This window comes from Nonomuraea monospora, from assembly GCF_039531895.1.
Taxonomy (GTDB): Bacteria; Actinomycetota; Actinomycetes; order Streptosporangiales; family Streptosporangiaceae; genus Nonomuraea; species Nonomuraea monospora.
Map to the genome: position 1 here is coordinate 732,962 of NZ_BAAAQX010000001.1, position 23,172 is coordinate 756,133.

General features: G+C 72.2%; 19 protein-coding genes. 12 read left to right on the top strand and 7 right to left on the bottom strand.

What is annotated here, in order from left to right:
• Nucleotides 1-8: 8 nt before the first annotated feature.
• The gene (locus tag ABD331_RS03340) at nucleotides 9-1,223 is read left to right on the top strand and encodes an ROK family transcriptional regulator (protein WP_344470709.1); all 1,215 of its coding nucleotides are present in this window, start codon (nucleotides 9-11) and stop codon (nucleotides 1,221-1,223) included.
• Here ABD331_RS03340 and ABD331_RS03345 read toward each other — a convergent pair whose 3' ends face one another.
• Nucleotides 1,224-5,156 carry a S8 family peptidase gene (locus tag ABD331_RS03345; protein WP_344470710.1) on the bottom strand — a complete coding sequence of 1,311 codons (3,933 nt, stop codon included), beginning with the start codon at nucleotides 5,154-5,156 and terminating at the stop codon, nucleotides 1,224-1,226. It lies immediately after the preceding gene.
• Nucleotides 5,157-5,376: 220 nt separating this feature from the next.
• On the opposite strand from ABD331_RS03345, the gene ABD331_RS03350 reads away from it, so the two are divergent.
• Nucleotides 5,377-6,174, top strand: coding sequence for an alpha/beta fold hydrolase (locus ABD331_RS03350; protein WP_344470711.1), 798 nt, complete (start codon nucleotides 5,377-5,379; stop codon nucleotides 6,172-6,174).
• A 79-nt stretch (nucleotides 6,175-6,253) separates the two neighbouring features.
• Here ABD331_RS03350 and ABD331_RS03355 read toward each other — a convergent pair whose 3' ends face one another.
• From ABD331_RS03355 to ABD331_RS03375, 5 genes are read right to left on the bottom strand one after another with little or no spacing between them, the layout of a single operon-like run.
• Nucleotides 6,254-6,763: a DUF1707 SHOCT-like domain-containing protein gene (locus ABD331_RS03355; RefSeq protein WP_344470712.1), complete on the bottom strand. Its 510-nt coding sequence runs from the start codon at nucleotides 6,761-6,763 to the stop codon at nucleotides 6,254-6,256.
• On the bottom strand, nucleotides 6,760-7,563 hold the full coding sequence (locus tag ABD331_RS03360) for an ABC transporter permease (RefSeq protein WP_344470713.1): 804 nt from the start codon (nucleotides 7,561-7,563) through the stop codon (nucleotides 6,760-6,762). Before ABD331_RS03360 ends, ABD331_RS03355 begins: the two co-directional genes overlap by 4 nt.
• Entirely contained in the window at nucleotides 7,563-8,525 is a 963-nt protein-coding gene (locus ABD331_RS03365) for an ATP-binding cassette domain-containing protein (protein WP_344470714.1), read from the bottom strand. Before ABD331_RS03365 ends, ABD331_RS03360 begins: the two co-directional genes overlap by 1 nt.
• 10 nt (nucleotides 8,526-8,535) lie before the next feature.
• Nucleotides 8,536-9,477 carry a DUF4097 family beta strand repeat-containing protein gene (locus tag ABD331_RS03370; RefSeq protein WP_344470715.1) on the bottom strand — a complete coding sequence of 314 codons (942 nt, stop codon included), beginning with the start codon at nucleotides 9,475-9,477 and terminating at the stop codon, nucleotides 8,536-8,538.
• Nucleotides 9,477-9,998 carry a hypothetical protein gene (locus ABD331_RS03375; protein ID WP_344470716.1) on the bottom strand — a complete coding sequence of 174 codons (522 nt, stop codon included), beginning with the start codon at nucleotides 9,996-9,998 and terminating at the stop codon, nucleotides 9,477-9,479. The genes ABD331_RS03370 and ABD331_RS03375 overlap by 1 nt, the downstream gene beginning before the upstream one ends.
• 101 nt (nucleotides 9,999-10,099) lie before the next feature.
• On the opposite strand from ABD331_RS03375, the gene ABD331_RS03380 reads away from it, so the two are divergent.
• Nucleotides 10,100-10,969 (top strand): alpha/beta fold hydrolase, encoded by an 870-nt coding sequence (locus tag ABD331_RS03380; RefSeq protein WP_344470717.1) that lies wholly within the window; start codon nucleotides 10,100-10,102, stop codon nucleotides 10,967-10,969.
• 47 nt (nucleotides 10,970-11,016) lie between these two features.
• On the opposite strand, the gene ABD331_RS03385 is transcribed toward ABD331_RS03380, so the two are convergent.
• The gene (locus tag ABD331_RS03385; RefSeq protein ID WP_344470718.1) at nucleotides 11,017-12,618 is read right to left on the bottom strand and encodes a helix-turn-helix domain-containing protein; all 1,602 of its coding nucleotides are present in this window, start codon (nucleotides 12,616-12,618) and stop codon (nucleotides 11,017-11,019) included.
• A gap of 134 nt (nucleotides 12,619-12,752) precedes the next feature.
• On the opposite strand from ABD331_RS03385, the gene ABD331_RS03390 reads away from it, so the two are divergent.
• From ABD331_RS03390 to ABD331_RS03430, 9 genes are all read left to right on the top strand, one after another.
• Entirely contained in the window at nucleotides 12,753-15,572 is a 2,820-nt protein-coding gene (locus ABD331_RS03390) for an FAD-binding and (Fe-S)-binding domain-containing protein (RefSeq protein WP_344470719.1), read from the top strand.
• Between the two features lie 17 nt (nucleotides 15,573-15,589).
• Nucleotides 15,590-16,888: an MFS transporter gene (locus ABD331_RS03395; protein WP_344470749.1), complete on the top strand. Its 1,299-nt coding sequence runs from the start codon at nucleotides 15,590-15,592 to the stop codon at nucleotides 16,886-16,888.
• Nucleotides 16,889-16,990: 102 nt separating this feature from the next.
• Nucleotides 16,991-17,476, top strand: a complete 486-nt coding sequence (locus ABD331_RS03400; RefSeq protein ID WP_344470720.1) for a hypothetical protein — start codon at nucleotides 16,991-16,993, stop codon at nucleotides 17,474-17,476.
• Nucleotides 17,477-17,587: 111 nt separating this feature from the next.
• Nucleotides 17,588-18,946 carry a carotenoid oxygenase family protein gene (locus ABD331_RS03405; protein ID WP_344470721.1) on the top strand — a complete coding sequence of 453 codons (1,359 nt, stop codon included), beginning with the start codon at nucleotides 17,588-17,590 and terminating at the stop codon, nucleotides 18,944-18,946.
• A 113-nt stretch (nucleotides 18,947-19,059) separates the two neighbouring features.
• Complete coding sequence (locus tag ABD331_RS03410; protein WP_344470722.1) at nucleotides 19,060-19,500, top strand: ATP-binding cassette domain-containing protein; 441 nt, start codon at nucleotides 19,060-19,062, stop codon at nucleotides 19,498-19,500.
• Nucleotides 19,452-20,726 carry a hypothetical protein gene (locus ABD331_RS03415; RefSeq protein ID WP_344470723.1) on the top strand — a complete coding sequence of 425 codons (1,275 nt, stop codon included), beginning with the start codon at nucleotides 19,452-19,454 and terminating at the stop codon, nucleotides 20,724-20,726. Before ABD331_RS03410 ends, ABD331_RS03415 begins: the two co-directional genes overlap by 49 nt.
• A gap of 10 nt (nucleotides 20,727-20,736) precedes the next feature.
• On the top strand, nucleotides 20,737-21,237 hold the full coding sequence (locus tag ABD331_RS03420; protein WP_344470724.1) for a hypothetical protein: 501 nt from the start codon (nucleotides 20,737-20,739) through the stop codon (nucleotides 21,235-21,237).
• Nucleotides 21,238-21,279: 42 nt separating this feature from the next.
• The gene (locus ABD331_RS03425) at nucleotides 21,280-21,711 is read left to right on the top strand and encodes a nitroreductase family deazaflavin-dependent oxidoreductase (RefSeq protein ID WP_344470725.1); all 432 of its coding nucleotides are present in this window, start codon (nucleotides 21,280-21,282) and stop codon (nucleotides 21,709-21,711) included.
• A gap of 205 nt (nucleotides 21,712-21,916) precedes the next feature.
• A complete protein-coding gene (locus ABD331_RS03430; RefSeq protein WP_344470726.1) occupies nucleotides 21,917-22,810 on the top strand; it encodes a C40 family peptidase in 894 nt (297 codons plus the stop codon).
• The last annotated feature ends 362 nt before the right edge of the window (nucleotides 22,811-23,172 follow it).

The following is a 23,172-nucleotide window of genomic DNA, read 5'->3' on the forward strand; positions in this document are numbered from 1 at the left end:
TGGCGGGGATGACGGGATCGGCGGCGGGCGCGCGGACGCAGGAGCAGATGCGGCAGCGGAACCTGAGCGAGGTGCTGCGGCGCGTCCACAAGGACGGGGCGATCTCGCGGGCCGCGCTCAGCCGCCGGATGGGCCTCAACCGCAGCACCATCATGGACCTGACCGCCGAGCTCACCGCGGCGGGGCTGGTCCGCGAGGGTGTCCCCACCGGGCAGGGCCGCGCGGGGCGGCCGTCGATCGTGGTCATGCCCGAGCGGGGGACGGTGTACGGGCTCGCGTTCGACGTGGCCGTGGACCGGCTGCTCGCGGCCCGGGTCGGGCTCGGCGGCCAGGTGTTCGAGCGCCGCGAGGCGGTGCGCGCCCGCGCCGGGGTCGATCTGGAGAACGTCGTCGACGTCCTGGCCGCGTTCGGCCGCGAGCTGGTCGCCGGGGCCGATCCGGAGGCGTTGTGCGTGGGGGTCGGCGCGTCGTACTGCGGGCTGATCAGGCGCGCCGACGGCACCGTCCGGTACGGGCCGCACCTCGGCTGGGTGGATCAGGCGTTCGGCGCGAAACTCGCCGCCGGGCTGGGTCTCGGCCTGCCCATCGAGGTGGGCAACGAGGCGCACCTGGGCGCGATCGCCGAGCACGTACGCGGCGCGGGACGCGACGTCGACAACCTCATCTACCTGCACGGGGACGTCGGCGTCGGCGGCGGGATCATCGTCGGCGGCAGACTCCTGGACGGCGATTCCGGCTACGGCTGCGAGCTGGGCCACATGCTGGTCAACCCGTTCGACGGCCGCCCCTGCCTGTGCGGGTCGCGCGGGTGCCTGGAGGCGGAGGTGGGGGAGCAGGCGCTGCTCGACTACGCGGGACGGTCCGGCGACCTCATCGGACGCGACGGCATCCAGGCCGTCGTCGCCCTCGCCGGGGCCGGCGAAGCGCGGGCGCGGGACGCCCTGGACCGCGTCGGCGACTGGCTCGGCGTCGGCGTCGTCAACCTGATCAACCTGTTCAACCCGGCGCTCGTGGTCTTCGGCGGGATGCTCCGCGACGTCTATCCGGGCGCCGCCGCACGCGTCCGCGCCCGGATAGACGCGCATGTCCTGCCGGTGTCGCGCGAACGTGTTCACCTGGCCGTGACGGCCCTCGGTGACGACACCACGCTCGCGGGGGCCGCCGAGCTCGCCTTCGCCAGGCTGCTGGACGACCCCCTCAACACCCTGGCCGCCGTACGGTGATCAGCGCACGCCGTACGCCTCGTGCACCGTCTGGGTGACGGTGTTGCCGGCCGCGTCGGACGCCCGCACCCGCAGGCTGACCGGCACGCCACGGGCGGGCGCGGCCGGGACGAGGGCGCTCACCGTGCCGCCGGACGGAGCGGAGGCGGGCGCGGCCTGCCAGGTCTTCTCGCCGTCGAAGCTCACCCACACCTTGATCGAGGTGATCCTTGGCGCCTTGGCCGCCGCCGCCTCGTGGTAGGCGTGCAGCTTGATCCGGTGCGGGCCCCTGCCGGTGCTGTTGTCGAGGTTCAGGCCGAGGTCGTGGCGCAGGTACACCAGCGGCTGCACCGCGCACGGCTCCCCGGAGGTCCCGACCAGGGTGCCGAGGCAGTCCAGCCGGCTCTTGTCGTCCTCGGTGACCCGCGCGGAGGTGAACTCCCACTCGCTGCTGACCCGCCGGTCGTAGAACCGGTCCGTCAGCCCGGCGGGCAGGGTGGCCAGCTCGTGGGTGAGCCGGTAGCGGGCCTTCCCGGCGGGCAGGGTGAAGGCCGTGTAGACGCCGCCCAGCGGGGTGGGCGGCACCTCCGCGCCGTCCCGGTAGAGGTGCAGCCGGCCGGTCTCGACGGCCTCGGTGTAGAACGACTCGACCTCCGGCTCGGGGAAGGTCAGCGGGAGCAGCGGGCTGAACACGTCCCCCTGCCTGCACGCGCCGCACGCCAGCATCTCCGAGTAGAGCGGCTCCTCCTCGAACGCGCCGGGCACCGCCGGCCCGCCGAACCACTCCTCGCCGCTCCTCGAACCGGCCTTGAGCTGCTGGACGATGCCCGATAGCGGCGTCTCCGCCTCCAGGGCCGCGCCGTCGAGGGTGTTGCGCTGGACGAAGCTCTTCATCGCCTGCTTCGGGTCGATGACCGGGCCGACGTACTCCTCGCGTTCCGACGGCCCGCGGTACTGGAAGCCCTGCGCGAAGCTGACCGTCTCGCGCTCGGGGATCCACTGGTGCCAGGCCGCCGTCAGGTCGAGCGGCTGCTCGGCGTGGTAGTCGCGGTCGATCCGGGCCAGCTCCCTGGTGCCGGGCCGGTAGCGCTGGTCGGCGCCCACCTGGTCGAGCTGGTAGAACTTCAGGTGATAGAGGTACGGGCTGACCGCCTGCCCCTGCACCCGTACCGGCACCTTGCCCTTGCTCCTCACCAGCTCACGCAGCGCCAGCCCCTGGGCGGGCGGCACGGTGACGGCGGGCAGCGCGGGCCGCAGCACCCCGGCCAGCGGCGTGTCGGCGGTGCACATGCGGCCCTTCAGGAAGAGCAACACGCCTGCCGCGCCGGCGGCGTGCAGGGCGTCCAGGTACTCCTGCGGCGTGGTGCAGTCCCACTGGCCGTCGTGGAAGTCGTCGTCGTGCTCCACCAGCACCAGCTTGCCCCTGACCCCGCTCAGGTCGGCGGGGATCTGGGAGGCCGGGTCGGCCAGGCCGTGGATCGTCCCGAGATCGACCACGTCCAGGCTCCGGGTGCCGTCGAACTTCGGGATCATCTCGCCGTAGTGCTTGTACCGGGGATCCAGCCGCAGGCCGGAGGCCTCCATCCGCAGCAGCGGGGCGACCGCGTCGCGGGCGTGCTGGAAGACCAGCGAGCCCTTGGCCACCTTCGGCGTGGGGGTGACCCAGAAGTCGTCGAGCCCGTACGCGTACAGGGTCGCCCAGCCCGAGGACGAGCCGTTGCCGTCGTGGCGCATGACGCCGATCTCGTTGGTGGTGCCCTCGCTCGGCTTCGGCGTCTCGACGGTGATCCGGCGCGCCTTGGAGGCGTCGAGCGTCACCGTGACGGGGCCGCTGACGTCCACGTTCTCGGCGAGGACCACGGCCGTCTGCTGGCGCCGGTCGGCGTCGATCCACGAGACCGAGCTCTGGAAGGAGTACTGGCCGGCCGTGAGCCGCACGGTCTGCGAGTCGTAGCCGAGCTGGAAGGCGCTGCGGCCGTTGTCGAGGTTCAGATAGGACAGCGCGCCGACGTACCAGCAGCCGTACGCGTCCGTGTCGGCGCACGGCTTGCCGTCGTGGCCGACGACGTCGATGCGCACCGGGTAGGACTGCGGCTCGATCAGGAAGCCGATCGGGACGCGGGCGACGGCCTGCCCGGCGGCGTCGGACGCGGTGACGGCGCCGGTGTACTCGCCCTTGGCCAGCGCAGGCACGTCCACGGAGACGGTGGCGGAGGCCGTGCCGCCGGCCGGGACGGTGAGCGAGGCGTCGCCGGTGATCGCCCCGGCAGGTATCTCGGCGCCCGAACCGGAGGCCAGCGTGGGCTTCAGCGACAGCGTGACGGGCTCCGGCCCGGTGTTGCCGAAGGTGACGGTACGGCTGAGCGGTGCCTGGTCGAAGGCGAGGGTTCCCAGGTCGAGCGCCGGGGTCACTGGGTGCACCCGCTGCTCGGCCGCCCTGGCCACGTCCAGCCGCCCGGCGCCCTGCTCGTAGGCCGTCAGCCCGACGTCGGTGGACGCGCCCATCAGCGCGGCCTTGAGCTCGGCCGCCTTCCAGCCCGGGTGCTGCTGCGCGAGCAGCGCCGCCGCCCCCGACACGTGCGGGGTCGCCATGGACGTGCCCGACATGGTGGTGTAAAGCTCGCCGGGCAGGCTGCTGGCCGACGAGCGGGCCGCCATGATGGACGCGCCAGGCGCGGCGATGTCCGGCTTGAGCGAACGGTCGGAGTACCACAGGGGGCCGCGGCTGGAGAACGGCGCGAGCCGGTCGCGCTTGTCGGTCGCCGCGACGGTCAGCGCGGACGCGGCCACCCCCGGCGACTGGACGGTCTCCTTGGCGCCCTCGTTCCCCGCCGCGACCACGAACAGCGTGCCGGTCGACTCGGTCAGCTCGTCGATCGTCCGCGACAGCAGGTCCGGGTACTCCAGCGGGGCGTCCCCGCCGATGCTGATGCTCACCACCGAGACGTCCTGCTCGGCCGCCCACTGCATGCCGGCGATGAGCGCCGAGTCGAAGCAGCTTCCGTCGTCGCCGCAGGTCTTGCCCACCAGCAGGGACGCGCCGGGCGCCACGCCCCGGTACTTGCCCGCCGAACCGGCGCCCGTCCCGGCGATGGTGGAGGCCACGTGCGTGCCGTGGCCGTGCCCGTCCACCGCCTCGGGGGACGTGCCGGTGAAGTCGGCCGCGACGGCCACCCGGTCGGCGAGGTCCGGGTGCGTGCGGTCCACGCCCGTGTCGAGCACCGCGACCTTCACGCCCGCGCCGTCGTAACCGGCCTCCCACACCTGCGGCGCGCCGATCAGCGGGACGCTCTCGCTGAGCGAGACGTGCTTGACCCGGTCCAGCCACAACCGGCCCACCTCGCCCGCCAGCCGCAGCTCGTCGCGGCGCATCGCCTCCGCCGGTCGCACCTCGGTGCTCTGCAGGGCCTTCCAGAACTGGGAGCTGTCCCCCTTGCCGATCGCCAGGGCCGCGCCGTTCACGCTCGGCAACTGCCGGCTCACCTTGACCCCCGCGACCGCCGCCGCCGCGCGCCGGTTCCCGCCCGCGTACTGGGCGATCAGCGGGACGTCGGCGCGTTCGGCGTCGCCGTAGCCGTTCTCGGCCAGGTACGTGACGTTGAACAGGCCCTCGTCCAGGACGCCCGAGCGGAGGTAGGGCTGGACGTCGTCCGGCACCACGTACGTGTCGCCCTCACGGGTGTAGGTGGTGAAGTTGCTCCTGCTGCCGTCGCTGCGGGTGGCGGGGGTGACGGTCACGTCCGCCAGGCCGCCGGCGTTCCTGCCGTACGTCACCGTGTCGCCGGTCACCAGCGTGATCGTGACGTGTCCGCCCGAGGTGGCGGGCTTCGCGGCGGTGGCGGCGTCCGGCGGAGGGGTGGCCGCCGATGCGTTCGACAGGGGGACGATCGTGGTCGCGGCCGTCAGCACCGCGCCGATCAGCAGGCGGCGTCCGGTCGATAAGGGGATGGACATGGGCGCTCCCAGGGGGTGAGGGGATGGGATGACCCGGCCCGGCGAAGGTCCGCCGGGCAGATTCGGTCACAGGGTGACACGCGCCTGCGACGACCGAAAAGGTTGACGGCTGGCCACTTCGGGCGCTGACCGTCACCGGCCAAGCGCGTCGCCGATCGGCCGCGCGCACCTGGCCGGAGCGAGCGGCCATGCCCGCCGGGGCGTTCACTATATTCAGAAAATGCTGAATCGATCTTTTGGTCTGGACGGTTGCGAGATTAGATACGCCGACAGCGGCGGCGACGGCATCCCGGTGGTGTTCTCGCACGGCGCCGGGGCCGATCACGTGATGTTCGACGCCCAGCGGGACCACCTGTCGGCGCTCGGCCACCGCGTCGTCACCTGGGACCTGCGCGGCCACGGCCTCTCCCGCCCGGCCGGCGCGCCGGTCACCGCCGACCGGCTGATCGCGGACCTGAGCGCGCTCATCGGGCGCCTGCGGCTCGATCGGCCGGTGCTGGTGGGCCAGTCGCTGGGCGGCAACTTGAGCCAGGCGCTGGTCCGGCGGCAGCCGGGGCTGTGCCGGGCGCTGGTGATCATCGGTTCGACCTGGAACACCGCGCCGCTGTCCGCCGGAGACCGGTTCCTGTTGCGCCTGGCGGCGCCCTCTCTGTCGGTGATCCCGGCCGGACGGCTCCCTGAGGTGATGGCCGGCGCCTCAGCGGTCACCCCGGCGGCCAAAGCCGATGCGCGCAGGGCGTTCTCGCAGCTCACGAAGGGAGAGTTCGTGAAGGTGTGGCGGGCGACCGTGGGCTTCCTCGACCCGGATCCCGGCTATCGCACCCCTGTGCCTCTCTGCCTGATCCGGGGGGAGCGGGACCGCACCGGGAACATCGCCAAGGCCATGCCGAGGTGGGCCGCGGCCGAGGGCGTCGAGGAGGTGGTCGTGCCCGGCGCCGGACACATCGCCAACCAGGACGCGCCCGAGGCGGTCAACGCCGCCATCGAGACGTTTCTCCGTACGAAGGGGGTGGTGTGAACGCGGAGCCGCCGGGCTGCTGGACGGTCCGGCGCAGACGTTCGCGGACGGGTGCGCGCCGGTCGGCGGGAGGTGATCGTCATCTGCGTGCGTCGCGGATCGTCAGCCGCCCGTAGGGAAGCTCTCCGGTGACGTGCACGTGCAGCCCGCCCGTGCCGAGGCGGCCCGGCACCTTGCAGACCACCCGCCCCCAATCCGTCCGCACCTCATCGACGTCGGCACTCGCACCCGCAGGCAAGATGATCAGCGCGCGCCCGTAAGCGAGCCGCAGCTCGATGTCCACCCGCCCGTACGGGACATGAGCCTGGGACAGGTCGAGCCGGACGTTGCCGTACTCGGAGTCGACGCGCAGGCGGCGCGGGACCTTCCAGTCGCCCGTCCGGATGACGCGTCCGCCGACGGACTCGATGCGCACCACCTCGTCGCCCGGCAGGTCGGCGACGACCGGCGTCAGTTCGCAGGCGGAGGTGGCGGTGAGCGCGCGTTCGAGCCGCGCCTCCAGCTCCGCCGGGTCGAGCCGGCCGTCGGCGTACGCCTGCTGGACGAGCTCCACCGCCCGGTCGCGGTCGAGGTCGGTGACGCGGGTCACCGGCTGACCGCTCTCTTGTAGAGCCGCGTGGCCAGCGGCGCGAAGACGAGCAGCAGCACGGCCGACCACAGCAGTGAGACCGGCACCGCGTGCTGGAGCGGCCAGGCGGTGGGCGCCGGCATGGCCGGGCTGGTGTTGCCGAAGAGCTCGCGCGCGGCCTGGACGAGCGTGGAGACCGGGTTCCACTCGGCGACCACCCGCAGCGGCGCGGGCAGGCGGGTGCTGTCGACGAAGGCGTTGGACAGGAAGATCAGCGGGAACGACATCAGGGTCGCCACGTTGTTGAAGACCTCCGGGGTGCGCAGGGACAGCGCGACGGTCGCCGTCACCCAGGAGAACGCGTACGCGAACAGCAGCAGCATCAGGAACCCGAGCGCGCCCTCCAGCGGCGAGCTGTGGATGCGCCAGCCCACCAGCAGCCCGACGAGCGCCATGGTGACGATGCTGGTCACGTTCATGATCAGGTCGGCGGCGGTCTGGCCGGTCAGCACGGCCGACGGGGACATCGGCAGGGTGCGGAACCGGTCGAAGACGCCCTTCTGCAGGTCCTGCGTCAGGGTGTAGCCGGTGATCTGGCCGCTGCTGACGATCGTCATGACGAAGATGCCGGGCAGCAGGTACTCGCCGTACGACATGCCGGGCAGCTCGATCATGCTGCCGAAGACGTAGGTGAACAGCAGCACGAACACGACCGGCAGCATGACCACGCCGCCCAGCAGGTCAGGGGCGCGCCGGATCTTCAGCGCGTTGCGCTTGGTGATCGTCATGCCGTCGGCGACGGCGATCCGCAGGGCGTCCATCAGGCGTTCTCCTTCACCTTCTGCTCGGCCTGGTGTCCCGTGAGGCTGAGGAAGACGTCGTCGAGGGTGGGCCGGCGCAGGCCGGCGTCGCGCACGGTGACGCGCTCGGCGGCCAGGTGCCCGAGCGCGCTGGTCAGCGCGGCGGCGCCGCCCGCGACCGGGATCGTCAGCCGCAGGGCGGTGGCGTCGATCTGCGGGTCGCCGACGGCCAGCGGCGTCAGCGTCCGCACGGCGGCGCGCAGGTCGGCCGCGCTCGTCACCGACAGCTCGATGCGGTCGCCGCCGACCTGGTCCTTGAGCTGGTCGGCGGTGCCGAGGGCGATCACCCGCCCGTGGTCCACCACCGCGATGCGGTGCGCGAGCCGGTCGGCCTCCTCCATGTACTGGGTGGTGAGCAGCACCGTGGTGCCGCCGTCCACCAGCTCACCGATGACCTCCCACAGGCTCGCCCTGGCCCGCGGGTCCAGGCCGGTGGTGGGCTCGTCCAGGAACAGCACCGGCGGGTCGGCGACCAGCGCGCCCGCCAGGTCGAGCCGCCGCCGCATGCCGCCCGAATAGCCCTGCACCGGGCGGTCGGCGGCCTCGCCGAGGTCGAAGCGTTCCAGCAGCTCGCGGGCGCGCTGCCGGCTGCGCTTGACGCCCAGGTGGTAGAGGCGGCCGACCATCTCCAGGTTCTCGGCGCCGGTGAGGTGGTCGTCCACGGCGGCGTACTGGCCGGAGGCGCCGATGCGGGCGCGCAGCCTGGCGGCGTCGCGAACGACGTCGAACCCCGCCACCCGGGCGTGCCCGGCGTCCGGTTTCAGTAACGTCGTCAGGATTCGCACAGTGGTGGTCTTGCCCGCGCCGTTCGGGCCGAGCAGCCCGAACACGGTGCCCTCGGGGACGGCCAGCTCCATCCCGTCGAGGGCGGTCAGCTCGCCGTACCTCTTGATCAGGCCCTCGGCCACGATCGCGTCGGTCACAGGTTCCTCCTCAGGAGTGGTGGATGACGATGTCGCCGTAGTCGGTGTGGGCCCGCACCTCGACGACCGGCTCCGACTCGGCGGGGGCGTCGCTGGGGTCGAGGGAGACGTCCACGGTGCCGTACCTGGAGCTGACGTCCAGCCAGGCGGCGGTGCCCCTGCGGATGCCCAGGTCGAGGCCGCCGCCGGTGGTCTGCATGACGATCGAGCCGGCGGCCGCCTCGCCGATCCGCACGCCGGCGTACGAGGTCATGGCCCTGACGCCGGCCAGCGCCAGATCCACGGTGGCGTCACCGTGGGCGCTGTTGAGCCGCAGGTCGCCCGTCACCGTGCCCAGGCGGATGTCGCCGTGCGAGTTCTTGACCGCGGCGGTGCCGTCGATCCGGCCGATGTCGATGTCGCCGTGGCTGTTGGTGACCTCCGTGTGCCCGTAGGCGTGCGTGACGTGGATGTCGCCGTAGGTGTTCCGCAGGCGCAACCGGCTGGCGCGCTCGACCTGGAGATCGCCGTACGAGGTGGACAGCGACACCTCGCCGACCGGCCCCTGGCACACGACGCTCCCCGCCGTCCTGACGTCGAGGCGGGAGCCGGTCGGCAGCTCGATCGTCACGTCGATCGAGCCGGGGCCGAGCACCAGCGAGCGCGCCCAGTCGGCGGGCGACTCGACGAGCTTACCGAGCGACAGCCCCCAGTCGGTGCCCCAGCCGGTGGGCTCCTTGTCGCTGCGCACCAGGAGCCTGCCGTTGGCGTAGTCGACGTGGGTCTGCTCGGCCGCCTGCACGTCGGCGTCGTTGTGGGCGTCACTCGGGCGGACCTCGACGACGGTGTCGGCGCGGTCGCTCGCGGAGACGCGGATGTTGGCGGTCGCCGTGTCGATGACGGCGGCGATGGGCTCAGAGGTGTCGAAGGCCGGCATACCGATCCCCTCGTGGTGGGTGATTGTCGTGGTCATCAGCGCACCCAGCCGCTGTAACGGTTGCCGGACCGCTGAGTGGGGCGCTGGCCGGAACGGCTGCCTGCGTTGCCGGGGTCGAGCGCGGCGGAGACGGCCCGCACCAGCCAGGCGTTGACCGACAGGCCGTCACGGGCGGCGGCGTCCTCGATGCGGGGCTTGAGGTGCTCAGGGACCCGGAGCGAGATCCGGGACGTGCCGCCCTCGTCGGCGTCCGGAGGCAGCGGGGGCGGGGGAGGCGGCCTGTCGGCGTCGCTCTCCTCCAGCGGCCGGACGGCCGGCGGTGGCGTCACGACGAAGTCGGGGTCGCGGCCACGCAGGCGCACCTCGACAGAGCCGGGGCTGAGGTCGTGGGTGATCTCGTCTGCGGCGGCGGACAGGGCTTCGAGCAGCGCGAGCCTGGTGGCTGATTCGAGCGTCGCGGCGAGCCGCTCGGCCAGCGCACGAGCTTCCTCGCCGCCGGCTCCTGCCGCGATCGCCAGCTCACGGCGGAGGTGGTCCACATACGGCGCAAGGTCCATGACGTCATGATGACATCAAAGTGGCGTCACTTCTACCGGTGTGGTGACGTCGTCCTGACGTCGTCGATGAAGGGTCGGCGGGCGGGCGCTAGCGTGCCTCCATGTCCAATGAGCGATTCGTGGCCTCGGGGCCGCTGCGGATCTGGACCGAGCGGGCCGGCGACCCTGGGCTGCCCGCGGTCTTGATGATCATGGGGTCGGCTGCTCAGGGCGTCAGTTGCCCTGACGCGCTGGTCGGCCGGCTCGTCGAACGCGGGGTGCAGGTGATCCGGTTCGACCATCGGGACACCGGCCGGTCCAGCGTCGTCGACTTCGACGCGCACCCGTACACGATCGGGGACATGGCCCGCGACTGCCTCGCCGTGCTCGATGGCTATGGGCTGGAATCCGCCCATGTGGCCGGGGCGTCCCTGGGTGGCATGCTCGCGCAGTGGCTGGCGGTGCACGCGCCGGGCCGGGTGCGGTCCCTGACCGTGATGTCCAGCTCGCCGATGGGCCACGATCCGCGTCCCGTGTGGGAACGGGCGCTGGCCGGGGAACCGGCCGACCCGGACGATCTGCCGCCGCCGTCGCCCCGGTTCCTCGCGCACCTGGCCGCGGGGCTGCCGCCGGGGGTGGAGTCCGACGTGGCCCTGCTCCGGGTCTTCAACGGCTCCGTCCGGCCGTTCGACGAGCCCGCCGCCCGGGCGATGCTGGAGCTGGCGCTGTCGCGCGCCACCGATTCGGCGGCGGCGGCCAACCATCACCGGGCCGTGTGGCTGGAGGATCCCAGCCTGCTCGCTCCGCTGTCGTCGATCACCGCGCCGACGTCGATCGTGCACGGGGACCAGGATCCGGTCTACCCGCTCGGTCACGGCGAGGCGCTGGCGGACGCTATCCCGGGCGCGGAGCTGCACGTCGTGCCCGGGATGGGGCACGTCATGACGTCACCCGGCCTGCCCGAGGAGGTCGCCGACCTGATCCGGCTGTGACGGCTCGCGGGGCTGTGGCGGCTCGCGGGGCTGTGGCGGCTCGCGGGTCACCCCGGCGCGTCGTCCCCCCAGGTGACGCCCGGTGTCACGGCCCCCAGCTCCAGCTCCAGCAGCAAGCGGTGCGTCGGGTTGTCCAGCGCGACGCCGAACAGCTCCTGCGCGCGCCTGATCCGCTTGCGGACGGTGTTCTCGTGCAGCGTCAGCTCCGCGCCGGCGGCCCGGACGTCCCCGAAGTTACGCAGATAGGACAACAGCGTCGCCCGGTAGGCGGTGCCGTGCGTGACATCGTACGCGTCGATGACGCCACCGAAGCCCGCCCGCAACATCGGATCGCTGCGCACGGCGTCGAACAGCCGTTGCTGGACGATCTCGGCGTGCAGGTCCCGCGCCGCGTAGCTGCCCGGCCGGGCGCCCGTGTCCCGCAGGTGGCTGATGGCGCGGTCGAGGTCGTCGCGGGCCTGGCGCAACCCGTCGGGATCCTCGACGGGCTCGCTGCGGACGATCAGCAGGTTCGTGTGCAGCAGCCGGGTCGCCCGCTGGTGGAAGTGGGCGGCCAGGGTGGCGACGGTGACCGAGCCGCGGGGCGCGGCTTCGAGCAGCACGTACATCCGGTCCTTGACCAGGCTGACGGTCGGCTCGTGGCCGAGGGAACGGGCGTCGAGCTCGAGCAGCCCGAGGGCGCGCAACAGGCTCGCGCGGTGGTCGGGCCGATGGCCAGGGCGATGGTCAGGGCGATGGTCAGGGGGGTAGCCGGGGTTCGCGGCTAGGCAGAGCAGGGTCGCGGGCAGGGGGAGGGCGCGGTCGGCGTGGCCCGGATGCTGCAGCGCCGTCTGCAGGGCGGCGTTGCGGCTCTCCTGGTCGGCGTCCAGATGCCGGCGGATGGTGAGCAGGTGCAGCGCGGCCAGCTTGGCCGCGGTGGCGAGCACGGCCTCGCTGTCGGTGATCGCGTCCTCGTCGGGGAAGGTCGCCCACAGCGAGCCGAGAGCCGTGTCCCCGGCGCGGATCACGACGGCGAGCCGCGGGTCGTAGCCGTCGCGGCGGATCAGCTTCACCGAGTCGCTGCGCCACAGCTCGTCGGTCAGGTGGTGGGGCAGCGCGTGGTCGGGGACCTGCCGGGAGAGGATGCCGACGCGCCGGGTCTCGTCGATCGGCTGGCCGGGCAGGTTGGAGTAGGCGACGATCGTCTGGTTGGTGTCCATGATCGCCACCGCGCCGCCGCAGATCGCGGCGACCGAGTTGGCCAGCGAGAACAGATCGCCGCCCGCGGGCTCGGGGGAGTTCGGCTGGGTGGCGAGCAGCGTGGAGGCCAGGCCGTAGAGGCGGCTCCACGGGATGTCCGGATTGACGGCCACGACCGTGGCGCCCGCCGCCCGCGCCTGCTCGGCGACGCCGGCGGGCAGGCCGCTCGCGTACTTGACCGCCAGTGCCCCGCCCGTCTCGGACGCGAGCCGCAGCGCCTGGCCGACGGCCCTGGGGGAGGAGAGGTCCAGTCCGAGCGCGAGGAGCAGGCACTGCGGCGCGACCGGTTCGAGCGCGCCGGCGTCGAGGAGCTCGACGCCGGCCACCGCGAGCTGCGCGTCGCCGGTCGCGAGCTGCACCACGTCAGGACGCAGCGCGTCGAGCAGGGTCCCCAGCGTGGCCATGGTCATGCCCCAGATCGGTGTCCGATCCGACACCGCGAACGAGAGATCCGGGTCGGATCAGACATTGTTTCACATGCGGCCATCCCGCACTGTTGTCCCACTCCGGTTTTGCCGCCCCACCAGGAAGGAAGGATCGCCAGATGCAGGAGCTCCGCGTGGCGGTAGGTGCCGGGAACGTGCTGACGTCGGCCACCGACCTGATCCGCTACTCCGCCGACGCGAGCCCCTACCACCAGGTGCCCCGCGTCGTGGTGCTGGCCCGCAACGGCGACGACGTCGCCGCCGTCTTCCGGTACGCCTCCCGCAACGGACGCCGGGTCGTCCTGCGCGCCGCCGGGACCAGCCTCAACGGCCAGGCGCAAGGAGACGACATCCTGCTCGACGTCCGCCGCCACTTCGACCACGCGACCGTCGAGGAGGCGGGCGCGATCCTGCGCAGCGCCCCCGGAGTGGTGCTGGCCAGGGCGAACGCCCGCCTGGCCCGCTACGGGCGGATGCTCGGCCCCGACCCGGCCAGCGCCGCGGCGGCGTGCGTCGGCGGCGTGGTCGCCAACAACGCCAGCGGCATGACCTGCGGCGTGCACGCCAACTCCTACCGGACGGTCGAGTCGCTGCGGGTCGTGCTGCCGTCGGGGACCAGGATCGACACCGCCGCCCCGGACGCCGACCGGCGCCTCACCGAGGCCGAGCCCGAGCTGGTCGCCCGGCTGCTCGCGATCCGCGACGAGATCCGCGCCGACCCGCAGCTCGTCGCACGGATCCGGACCAAGTTCGCGATCAAGAACACCAACGGGTACCGGCTCGACGCCTTCCTCGACGGCGACACCCCGGCGCAGCTCGTGCGCGGCCTCCTCGTCGGCTCCCAGGGCACGCTGGGCTTCCTGGAGGAGATCACCTTCCGTACCGTCCCCAGCCCGAGGTGGGCGAGCACGGCGTTCCTGCACTTCGCCGACCTGGCCGCCGCCGCGTCGGTCGTCCCCGCGCTGATGGGCCTCGGCGCGCGGGCCGCGGAGCTGCTGGACAACCTCTCGCTGCGCGCGATCCGTCCCATGGACGGAGCACCAGCCTGGACGCGCGAGCTCGGCGGCGACGACGCCGGGCTGCTCGTCGAGTTCCGCGCCGGCGACCAGGCCGAGCTGGACCGCTTCGAGGACGAGGCCCGCCGGCTGCTCGACGGCGTCGTCCTGAACGGCGGCTTCACCCGCGACGCCAGGATCGCGGGCGGCTTCTGGGCCGTGCGCAAGGGGCTGCTCACCGCCCTGGGCGCGAACCGGCCACCGGGCACGATCCTGCTCGGCGAGGACGTCTGCGTGCCCCCGGCGCGCGTCGCCGAGGCGGCGGTCGCGCTGCGCGACATCCTCGCCCGCCACCGGTTCGACGCCTCCGTCGCCGGGCATGCCTCAGCCGGGAACCTGCACTTCACCATGGTGTTCGACCCGGCCGACCCGGCTGACGTCGAACGGTACGCCCGATGCGTGGAGGACGTCGTCGCGCTGATCGTGGACCGCTTCGACGGCTCGCTGAAGGGCGAGCACGGCACCGGCCGCAACATGGCGCCGTTCCTCGAACGCGAGTGGGGGCCGCGGCTGACCGAGCTGATGCGCCGGGTCAAACGCGCCTTCGACCCGCACGGCATCCTCGGCGCCGGCGTGCTGTTCACCGACGATCCCCGCGCCCACCTGCGCCATCTCAAGGCGCTCCCGGCCGTGCACCCCCTGCTCGACGGCTGCATCGAATGCGGCTTCTGCGAGCCGGTGTGCCCGAGCCGCGACCTGACCACCACCCCGCGCCAGCGCATCGTGCTGCAACGCGAGATCGCCCGGCGCGGCGGCTCGCACGCCGCCCTGGAGAGCGAGTACGGCTACGCCGCCGTCGACACCTGCGCCGCCGACGGGTCCTGCGCGACGGCGTGCCCGGTCGGCATCGACACCGGCCAGGTGATGAAGGAGCTGCGGCAGGCCAGGCACGGCGGCGCGGCCGGACGCCTCACGCCGGCCATCGCACGGAACTGGGCCACGGCCGAACGCCTCGCCCGGGTCCTGCTGCGGCTCGCTCGGCTGACCGGTGATCGGCCGGTGCGGGCGATGAGCCTGCTGGGCAGGAAGGTGCTCGGCGCGAACCGCGTACCGGAATGGCTGCCCGCGACCCCAGGCCCAGCCCCCGCGATCGCGGCGCGGCGACACCGACCGGCGGGGACGACGGCCGTGTACGTCCCGTCCTGCGTCAACCGGATCTTCGGTGCGCCGCCCGGCGCGCCCGACCCCACCACGGTCACGGCCGCGCTGCCCGCGCTCGCCGATCGTGCGGGCCTCGCGCTGTGGACGCCGCCCGGCCTGGCGGGCGCCTGCTGCGGCACCGTCTGGCACAGCAAGGGCCACCGGGCCGCGCACGCCCACGCCGCCGGCGACCTCGTGCGGCGCCTGTGGGACTGGTCGGACGGCGGCCGGCTGCCCGTCGTGGTGGACGCCGCCTCCTGCACGCTCGGCATCCTGCGCGAGGCGCCGCCCGTCCTCGACGACGGTGACCGGGCCAGGCACGCCGCGCTCACCGTGCTCGACGCGCTCACCTGGGCGCGTACCGACCTGCTGCCGAAACTCACCGTCAGCCGCCGCCTGGCCCCCGCCGTCCTGCACCCGACCTGCGCGATGACCCATCTCGGCACCGCCGCCGACCTGCGCGCCGTGGCGGACGCGCTCGCCGAGGACGTGATCGAACCCCTCACCGCCACCTGCTGCGGCTTCGCCGGAGACCGCGGCTTCCTGCACCGCGAGCTGACCGAGAGCGCCACCCGCGCCGAGACCGCCGAACTCGCCGGGATCACGGCCGACGCCTACCTGAGCGGCAACCGTACCTGCGAGATCGGCCTCCAGCACGCCGGCGGGCACCCCTACGAGAACGCCCTGGTGGCGCTCGAACGAGCCACCAGACCCCCCGAGGCAAGGAACGGAGCCCAACCGTGACGAGTGAACCACGCGCCATGACGCGCGACGACCGCAAGGTCCTCGCCGGCACCCTGGCAGGCACCACCATCGAGTGGTACGACTTCTTCATCTACGCCCAGGCCGCCGGCCTGGTGTTCGGCCCGCTCTTCCTGGCCCCCGTCAACGAGCAGGCCCCCGGCCTGGCCACGCTCATCTCGCTGGCCACGATCGGCATCAGCTTCCTGTTCCGGCCGCTCGGCGCGATCGTCGCCGGTCGGTACGGCGACCGGCTCGGACGCAAGCGCATGCTCGTCCTGACGCTGCTGCTCATGGGCGCGGCCACCACCCTCATCGGCCTTTTGCCCACCTACGAGACGATCGGCGTGGCCGCGCCCATCGCCCTCATCCTGCTGCGCATCGTGCAGGGCTTCTCCGCGGGCGGCGAATGGGGCGGCGCCGCCCTGCTGTCGGTGGAGCACGCGCCCCGCGAGCGGCGCGGCTGGTGGGGCGCCTTCCCGCAGATCGGCGTGCCCATCGGGCTCATCCTGGCCACCGGCGTCCTGTGGGTCATGAGCACGGTCACCACCCCCGAGCAGTTCCAGGCGTGGGGCTGGCGGGTGCCGTTCCTGCTCTCCCTGACCCTGATCGTCGTCGGCTACCTGGTGCGGCGGGCCGTCGACGAGAGCCCCGTGTTCAAGGAGCTGCAGCAGCGCACCAAGACCTCCTCCGCGCCGCTGCGCGACCTGTTCCGCGGCAACACCAGGAACGTCATCCTCACCGCGCTCATCTTCGTGGCCAACAACGCCGCCGGCTACCTGCTCATCGCCTACTTCATCAGCTACGGCACCACCGCGCTCGGCCTGTCCCGCCCGTCCGTCCTGCTCGCCACCGTCGCCGGGTCCGCCGGCTGGCTGGTCTTCACCCTGTACGGCGGAGCGCTGTCGGACCGGATCGGCCGGGTGCGCACCTTCCAGCTCGGCTATGGGCTCATCTTTGTGTGGATGATCCCGCTCTTCCTGCTGATGGAGACGCGCGACATCTGGCTCTTCACCGTCGCGATCGTCGTGCTGACCGTCGGGCTGGGGCTGTCGTACGGGCCCATGTCGGCCATGTACGCCGAGATGTTCCCCGTCTCGGTGCGCTACTCCGGCGTGGCCATCGGCTACGCGCTCGGCGCCATCCTGGGCGGTGCCTTCGCTCCCACGATCGCTCAGGCGCTGGTGCAGAGCACGGGGTCCGCTTTTTCGGTGGGCGTCTACATCATGGTGCTGTGTGTGATCTCGCTGGCGGCTGTCACGGTGGTCAAGGAGCCGAAGGGCACCGATCTGGGGCTGAGCGAGCAGCCGATCGCCTGACGAACGCTCTGCCGGGGCGAGCCGCCACATCCTTGGAGGTGCCGGACAGGCTGACCAGGAATTCGCTGGCGGGTCGCCCCGAGCGTGCCCGATGCTGGGGTCATGATCAGGATTCCGCCGCGTACGGCCACTGACGACTATCTCGCCAGGATGGGTGAGAAGAGGCGTCTCGACCTCGCCTTCGACATCGATCTGGGGGAGCTGGCGGAAGGCCACCGCGTGGTCGCCCGCGGCCTGGAGTTGCTGGACGGCGGTGCCGTGTTGCACTACGAGTTCGTCCCGGGGATCCGGCCGCACGAGACGGAGGCCAAGGGGCCGTTCTTCTGGTACTGGATGTTGTCCGCCGAGGACGATCTCGACACTCCGTACCGCGACGACAACCTTGGCGCCTTCGATCCGGAGGGCAAGGCGGCCGCCCACGGAGTTCGTCAGCTGGGCGGGCCGGTTCCCGGCGCGGCGCGACGGCTGCGGGTGAGCTTCAGACCGGCCGAGGGGTGGGCGCCGACGGGGTCGTGGTGCTCGCAGTTGGAGATCGCGCTGCCGGACGGCCCCGTCGAGCAGGTGTGGAGCGGTCCGGACGCCGGATGATCAAGGGGGCCGTGTTCGGCTGAGGTTGCCGGAAAGAACAAGTCTGTTGTTCGCGGAATTCTTCATGCACGGTTGTCGGCATCCCCACCCCCTGCCGACAGGAGTTCCCCCATGTCCGAAGCGGTGCCGCTGCACCTGGCGGGCAACAACGCGCCGGTCGCCGACGAGGTGACCCTGGAGCCGTCCAAGATCGTCGGTGAGATCCCGGCCGAGCTCAGCGGGCAGTTCTTCCGCAACGGGCCCAACCCGCGTACCGGCTGGTCGCCGCACTCCTTCGCGGGCGACGGAATGATCCACACCATCGCCCTCGACGGCGGCAGGGCGCGCTGGTACCGCAACCGGTACGTGCGCACCCCCCTGTACGAGCACCCCGGCCGGTCCCGCCTCGCCCTCGCCTTCGACCGGGACAGCGGCCGCATCGACTACCGCGTCACCACGGCCAACACGCACCTGATCGCGCACGCCGGCCGGCTGTTCGCGCTGGAGGAGGGCGGCTTCCCGTACGAGGTGACGCCGGACCTCGCCACCGTCGGCCCGCACACGTTCGACGGAGCGCTGCGGACCCCGATGACCGCGCATCCGAAGACCTGCCCGATCACGGGGGAGCTGCTGTTCTTCGGCTACCAGTTGCGCCCGCCGTACCTGACCTTCCATCGCGCCTCGGCCGTCGGCGAGCTGGTGCAGACGCGGGTCGTGGACGTGCCGCGGGCGACGATGACGCACGACTTCGCCGTCACCCGCAATCACGTGATCTTCATGGATCTGCCGGTCGTCTTCGACGCCGCGCAGGCCGCGGCGGGCGGGCCGCCGTGGCGCTGGGACGACGGGCATCGCGCCCGGTTCGGGGTGCTGCCGCGCGGCGCCGGCGAGGATGCGCCGGTGCGCTGGTTCGACGTCGCGCCGTGCTACGTGTGGCACACCATGAACGCCTTCGAGGACGCCGGGGGCGACACGATCACGGTCACCGGCACCCGCGTCCCCAGCCTGTGGCGTGGCGGCGCCGGCGATCTGGAGGGCGGGCTGCCGGTGGTGTACCGGTGGCGGCTGGATCTGCGGTCGGGGGCGGTCGCCGAGGAGGCGCTGGACGACGCGTCCAGCGAGTACCCGAGGGTGGCGGACGCGGTGCTCGGGCTTCCGCATCGGTACGGGTACACGACGAGCTTCTCGCTGGAGGCCGAGCCGGAGCGGTCGGAGATCTACGCCTACGACCTCACCGGCGGGGGCGGTGCACGGGCGGTGCATCGCCTGCCGCCGGGACACACCTGTGGCGAGGCCGTCTTCGTGGCGCGGGCCGGGGGCGGGGAGAACGCGGGGTATCTGATGACGTTCGCCCATGATCGCGGCGCCGGGACGAGTTACCTGGCGATTCTGGACGCCGCCGATCTGGCCGCGCCTCCGGTGGCCGAGGTGCACGTCCCGGTGCGCATCCCCGCGGGCTTCCACGGGAACTGGATGGCCACACCGTCGTGAGCCTCCTATCGGTACGGCACGTGCCGTGTTGACAGGGGGAGTGCCGGATGTCGAGAATGGCCGCGTCCCATTCGGCACGGCGCGTGCCGTTAAGGTGAAACGGAAAGAAGGCCGTGCTCGATCCCACCGTCCCCGCCATCGAAGTAACGCACCTCACCCAGCGCTTCGGACCCGTGCTCGCCGTGGACAACCTCAGCCTGACCGTCCCACCCGGCATGTTCTACGGCGTCGTCGGCCCGAACGGAGCGGGCAAGACCACTACCCTGACGGCCGTGTGCGGGCTGCGCGAGCCGACGGCCGGGACGATCAGAATCGCCGGTCACGACCTGCGCACCGACCGCGAGGCCGCCCTCGCCCAGCTCGGCATCATGATGGACGGGCTGTCGCTGCCCGAGCGGCTGACCGCCACCGAGGTCCTGCGTTACAGCGCCGGGCTGCGCGGCCTGGACAGGGGCTGGCAGAAACGCGCGGGAGACCTGCTGGAGATCCGCTGCGGCCGTGGCGGGTGGCGCGGGCGCTGTCGTGGACGGAGCTGGCCGGCGTCGGCCCGCTGATCACGCTGGTGTCCTTGTCGTCGCTGGTGGTGCTGGCCGCGCCGGGCGGGCCAACGGCGGCCGTGATCGCCGCCGGGGCGGTGGTGGCGCAGCTCTACCTGCTGATCTGGGCGGGCAAGACGGTGGCGGCGCTGGCGGCCTGGCTGCTGCAGACCCGGGCCGGGATGACCATGGCCGCCGTGCAGACCGCCGTCATGCTCGCGGTGTCGTTCGCCGGATGGGTGCCGATCGCCGCGTGGCTGCTGCCGCGTCTCGGCGAGCTGGACACCGAGCTCGGGCGGTTCCCCGTACCGGTGATCGACCTGCTCGCCGCCCTGCCCACCGGCTGGGGGTACGCCGCCGCGCTCGGCGCCCGCGACGGCACCGGCTTCGGTCACGTCGTGGCGCTGCTGGTCGCGGGCGGGCTGCTGCACCTCGGCTGGATCGCGCTGACGGCCCGCGCCCTGCGCCGGCCGCCTCGCCGGGCGACTCCCCGCCGGGCCGTCGTGCAGAGGCGCCCGCTGCCGTTCGCCGGGCCGCGGGTGTCGGCGGTCGTCGCGCGGGAGCTGGCCACCTGGCTGCGCGACCCGGCCCGCGGGGTGGAGCTGCGCAGCGCCTGGCTGACGCCGCTGCTGATGGCGCTCATCGTCGCGCCCACCGGCTGGAGCTGGGCGTTGCCCTTGGCGGGGCCCGCGGCGGCGGTCTTCGGGGCGATGGTCGCGGTCAACACGTATGCCCTGGACGGCACGGCTCTGTGGCAGCTTCTCACCACGCCCGGCGCGCTCAGGGCCGACGTGCGCGGGCGCATGGTGGCGTGGGGGCTGCTGTTCGGCGTGCCGTCCGTCGGGCTGGCGGTCGTGCTGTGGGCCGTGACCGGCTCGCCCCTGGGCGGGCTCGCCGTCGGGAGCGCCATCGTGGCCGCCGCCACCGCCTGCGCGGTCGCGCCTCTGCTCGCGGTCGTGATGCCCGCTGTGGGGACGGACGCTCGCGAACGCGTCTATCCGGGGCAGCAGGCGGGGGATCCTACCGGTGGGCAGATGACGATCTTTCCCGTGGTTCTGGTGGTCGCGGTCCTGCCCTTCGCCGTGGGTGGGCCGGGGTGGGTGACGGTTCTGTCCGTCATCGTGCTGACCGGCACTGTCCTGTACGCCCTTCCGGTGCTCACCGTGCGTCTGCTGCAGCAGCGGGGCACCGGTCTCCTGGACGCGATGGGCTCCCGCTCATCCACTCACAAGGCGAGGCGCTAGCCTGCGGATCATGGCGAAGGTGTCGCTGCAGTTTCACGCCGAGCCCGGCGAGATGGTAGAGCTCGTCAGGACGTGGGCCGCCGATGGCTTGAGAGTCGCCGGTGAGAAGGCCGGTGTGGAGCCGATAGAGGATCTGCGCGCTGTCGCCGGGGTCAACCGGCTCCACCTGGTGCCGGGCGTGGCCGATCTGGAAGCGTCCTCGCTGGAGGAGTTCCACCGTCGCCATCCCGAGGCCCTGACGATTCACCTGGGGGAGTGCTCACCGGAAGCGCTGCGTGAATCCTTTCTCGGTGCTGTCACCGACGACGAGGCCGTGCTGGCCCTGTGGCGAAGGCTCCGGCGTCAGGCCGCCGCCATCATGCACAAAGGCGCATGGGCGACAAATCCGCTCTCGAACGCGCGGCAACACTACAGAAACCACCACTACACGGACGGGGCGCTACGGCTGGCGCGCCAGGGGGCCCGGATGCTGTCCGGTGCGGGATGGGTCGAGTACGAGTTCACGCCGTAGCGCCCAGGAATGCCGCCGGAGCAAGATTTGTTGCTGCCGAACATGTCTGACGAGACCGTAGAGTTCAGCCCCACCAACTGGGTGCAGGACCAGACGAGGAAAATCCTTGACACCGGCACCACCGAGGGCATCAAGATTCTCGGGTCACCGATCGTGCTGCTGACCCTGCGTGGCGCGAAGACCGGCAAGCTGCGCTACACCCCCGTGATGCGGGTGGAGCACGAGGGCAGCTACGCGGTCGTGGCGTCCAAGGGGGGCGCTCCCGAGCACCCCACCTGGTACTACAACATCAAGGCGCACCCCGAGTTCCCGCTGCAGGACGGGACCGTCACGAAGGAGTACGTGGCCCGCGAGGCCGAAGGGGACGAGCGGGCGCAGTGGTGGGAGCGGGCGGTCGCGGCCTTCCCGTCCTATGCGGAATACCAGACGAAGACCGACAGGCTGATCCCGGTGTTCGTGCTCGACCCGAAGTGACCGGCGCGCCGGCGGCGCCCGCGCCGCCGGCCCGCGACGGGAGCCGTCTCGGACGTGACCGAGGCGGCTTCTCTCATGTGCGCGCATGCCCGGCGGTACGGGCGGAGTACGGACAGCGGCGTGCCAGCGCCGCTCCCTAACGTTCTCACCGAGCCGCCCTTGACCTGCACCGGCAGGCAGGCATCCGCATCGTGAGAGGAAACCCGTGAACCCCAGAATCACGACGTTGATCGCGGCCTTCGCCGTCGCGGTCTCCGGCGCTGTCCTCGTGGCGCCTCCGGCGTCTGCCGACGGGTTGAGCAACCCGAGTGGCACGCTCACCGTCGCCTGCGGGGGCGCCGAGGCCTTCATCCAGGTCGACTGGAAAGCAGGGGACAAGGTGACCGTCCGCTGGCGGATCGAGGACACCGGCACGGCGTCCGGCTACTCTCCTGTGCTGCGGATCAACGCCCACGGCGGCGACGACAACGCCGTGGCGCCTTTCATCTTCCCCAGCGGCGAGACCTACTTCATCCTCAGGGGCGGCAACGGCCACTCCGAGGTCGGGCTCAAGTCCGACTGGAACCCCGACGGCGTCCCCAACATCAACCACCTCAGGGTGAAGGTCCAGAACGGGACGACGGATCAGGGCACGTTCTGCCACCAGGAGCGCAACATCTACAACTGGAGCATGATCGGCCACAAGAACGCCGTGGCCAAGCGCGGCGAACCCTACGTCAGCTCGGGCATCGGAACTCCTCAATACCCGGGCTACGACTGCTCGGGCCTGGTCTACGCCTCCTACAACCCGATCGCCAACTTCCCCGGCTGGCCGGTCCGCCGCGCCGTCGAGATGTGGAACTGGGCCAGGAACAACCAGTCGCCGGACAAGTTCTACGCCAAGGCGGTCGACTGGGCGGACCTGAAGGTCGGCGACCTGATCTTCTACAAGACGACCGACGAAGCCGTCGGCCACGTCTCCTTCTGGGAGGGGGACGGCCGGGTCTTCGACGCCCTCCAGCCGGGCACCACCGTCGGCGCCCATGCCGAAGGCAGCCTCTACAACGCCCGCGTCGCGGCCTTCCGCATCCTGGGCGTCGCGACCGTGTCCAACGGATGACCCAGGTCCTGGGTGTCCGGGCCGCGACCCGGGCACCCAGGACGACGCCCTCAAGGCCCCGCGCGACGCCGCCGGGGCCTTCGGCGTTCTGCTGGCCTAGGTAGCTGGTGTTAAGAGGTCGATCCTGGCCGGTTGCGTCTCGATCGCGGTCTGCTGAGCCGGGCCTGCGATCGAGCTTGGGTGGCCCAACCATTTGCGGGGTTCGGGCCGGCCCTGCGCTGCCGAGTTGTCCACAGGGGTCCTGAGTGGTGTCCACCGGCCTTCCACAACCGGGACGTTCGAATTGTTCTTCCTGGTCAGGCCGTTACCGCTGTCCATCGTCCGGTGGAGGTGGAAGCCACGCCGAGCACCGCCAGGCGTGC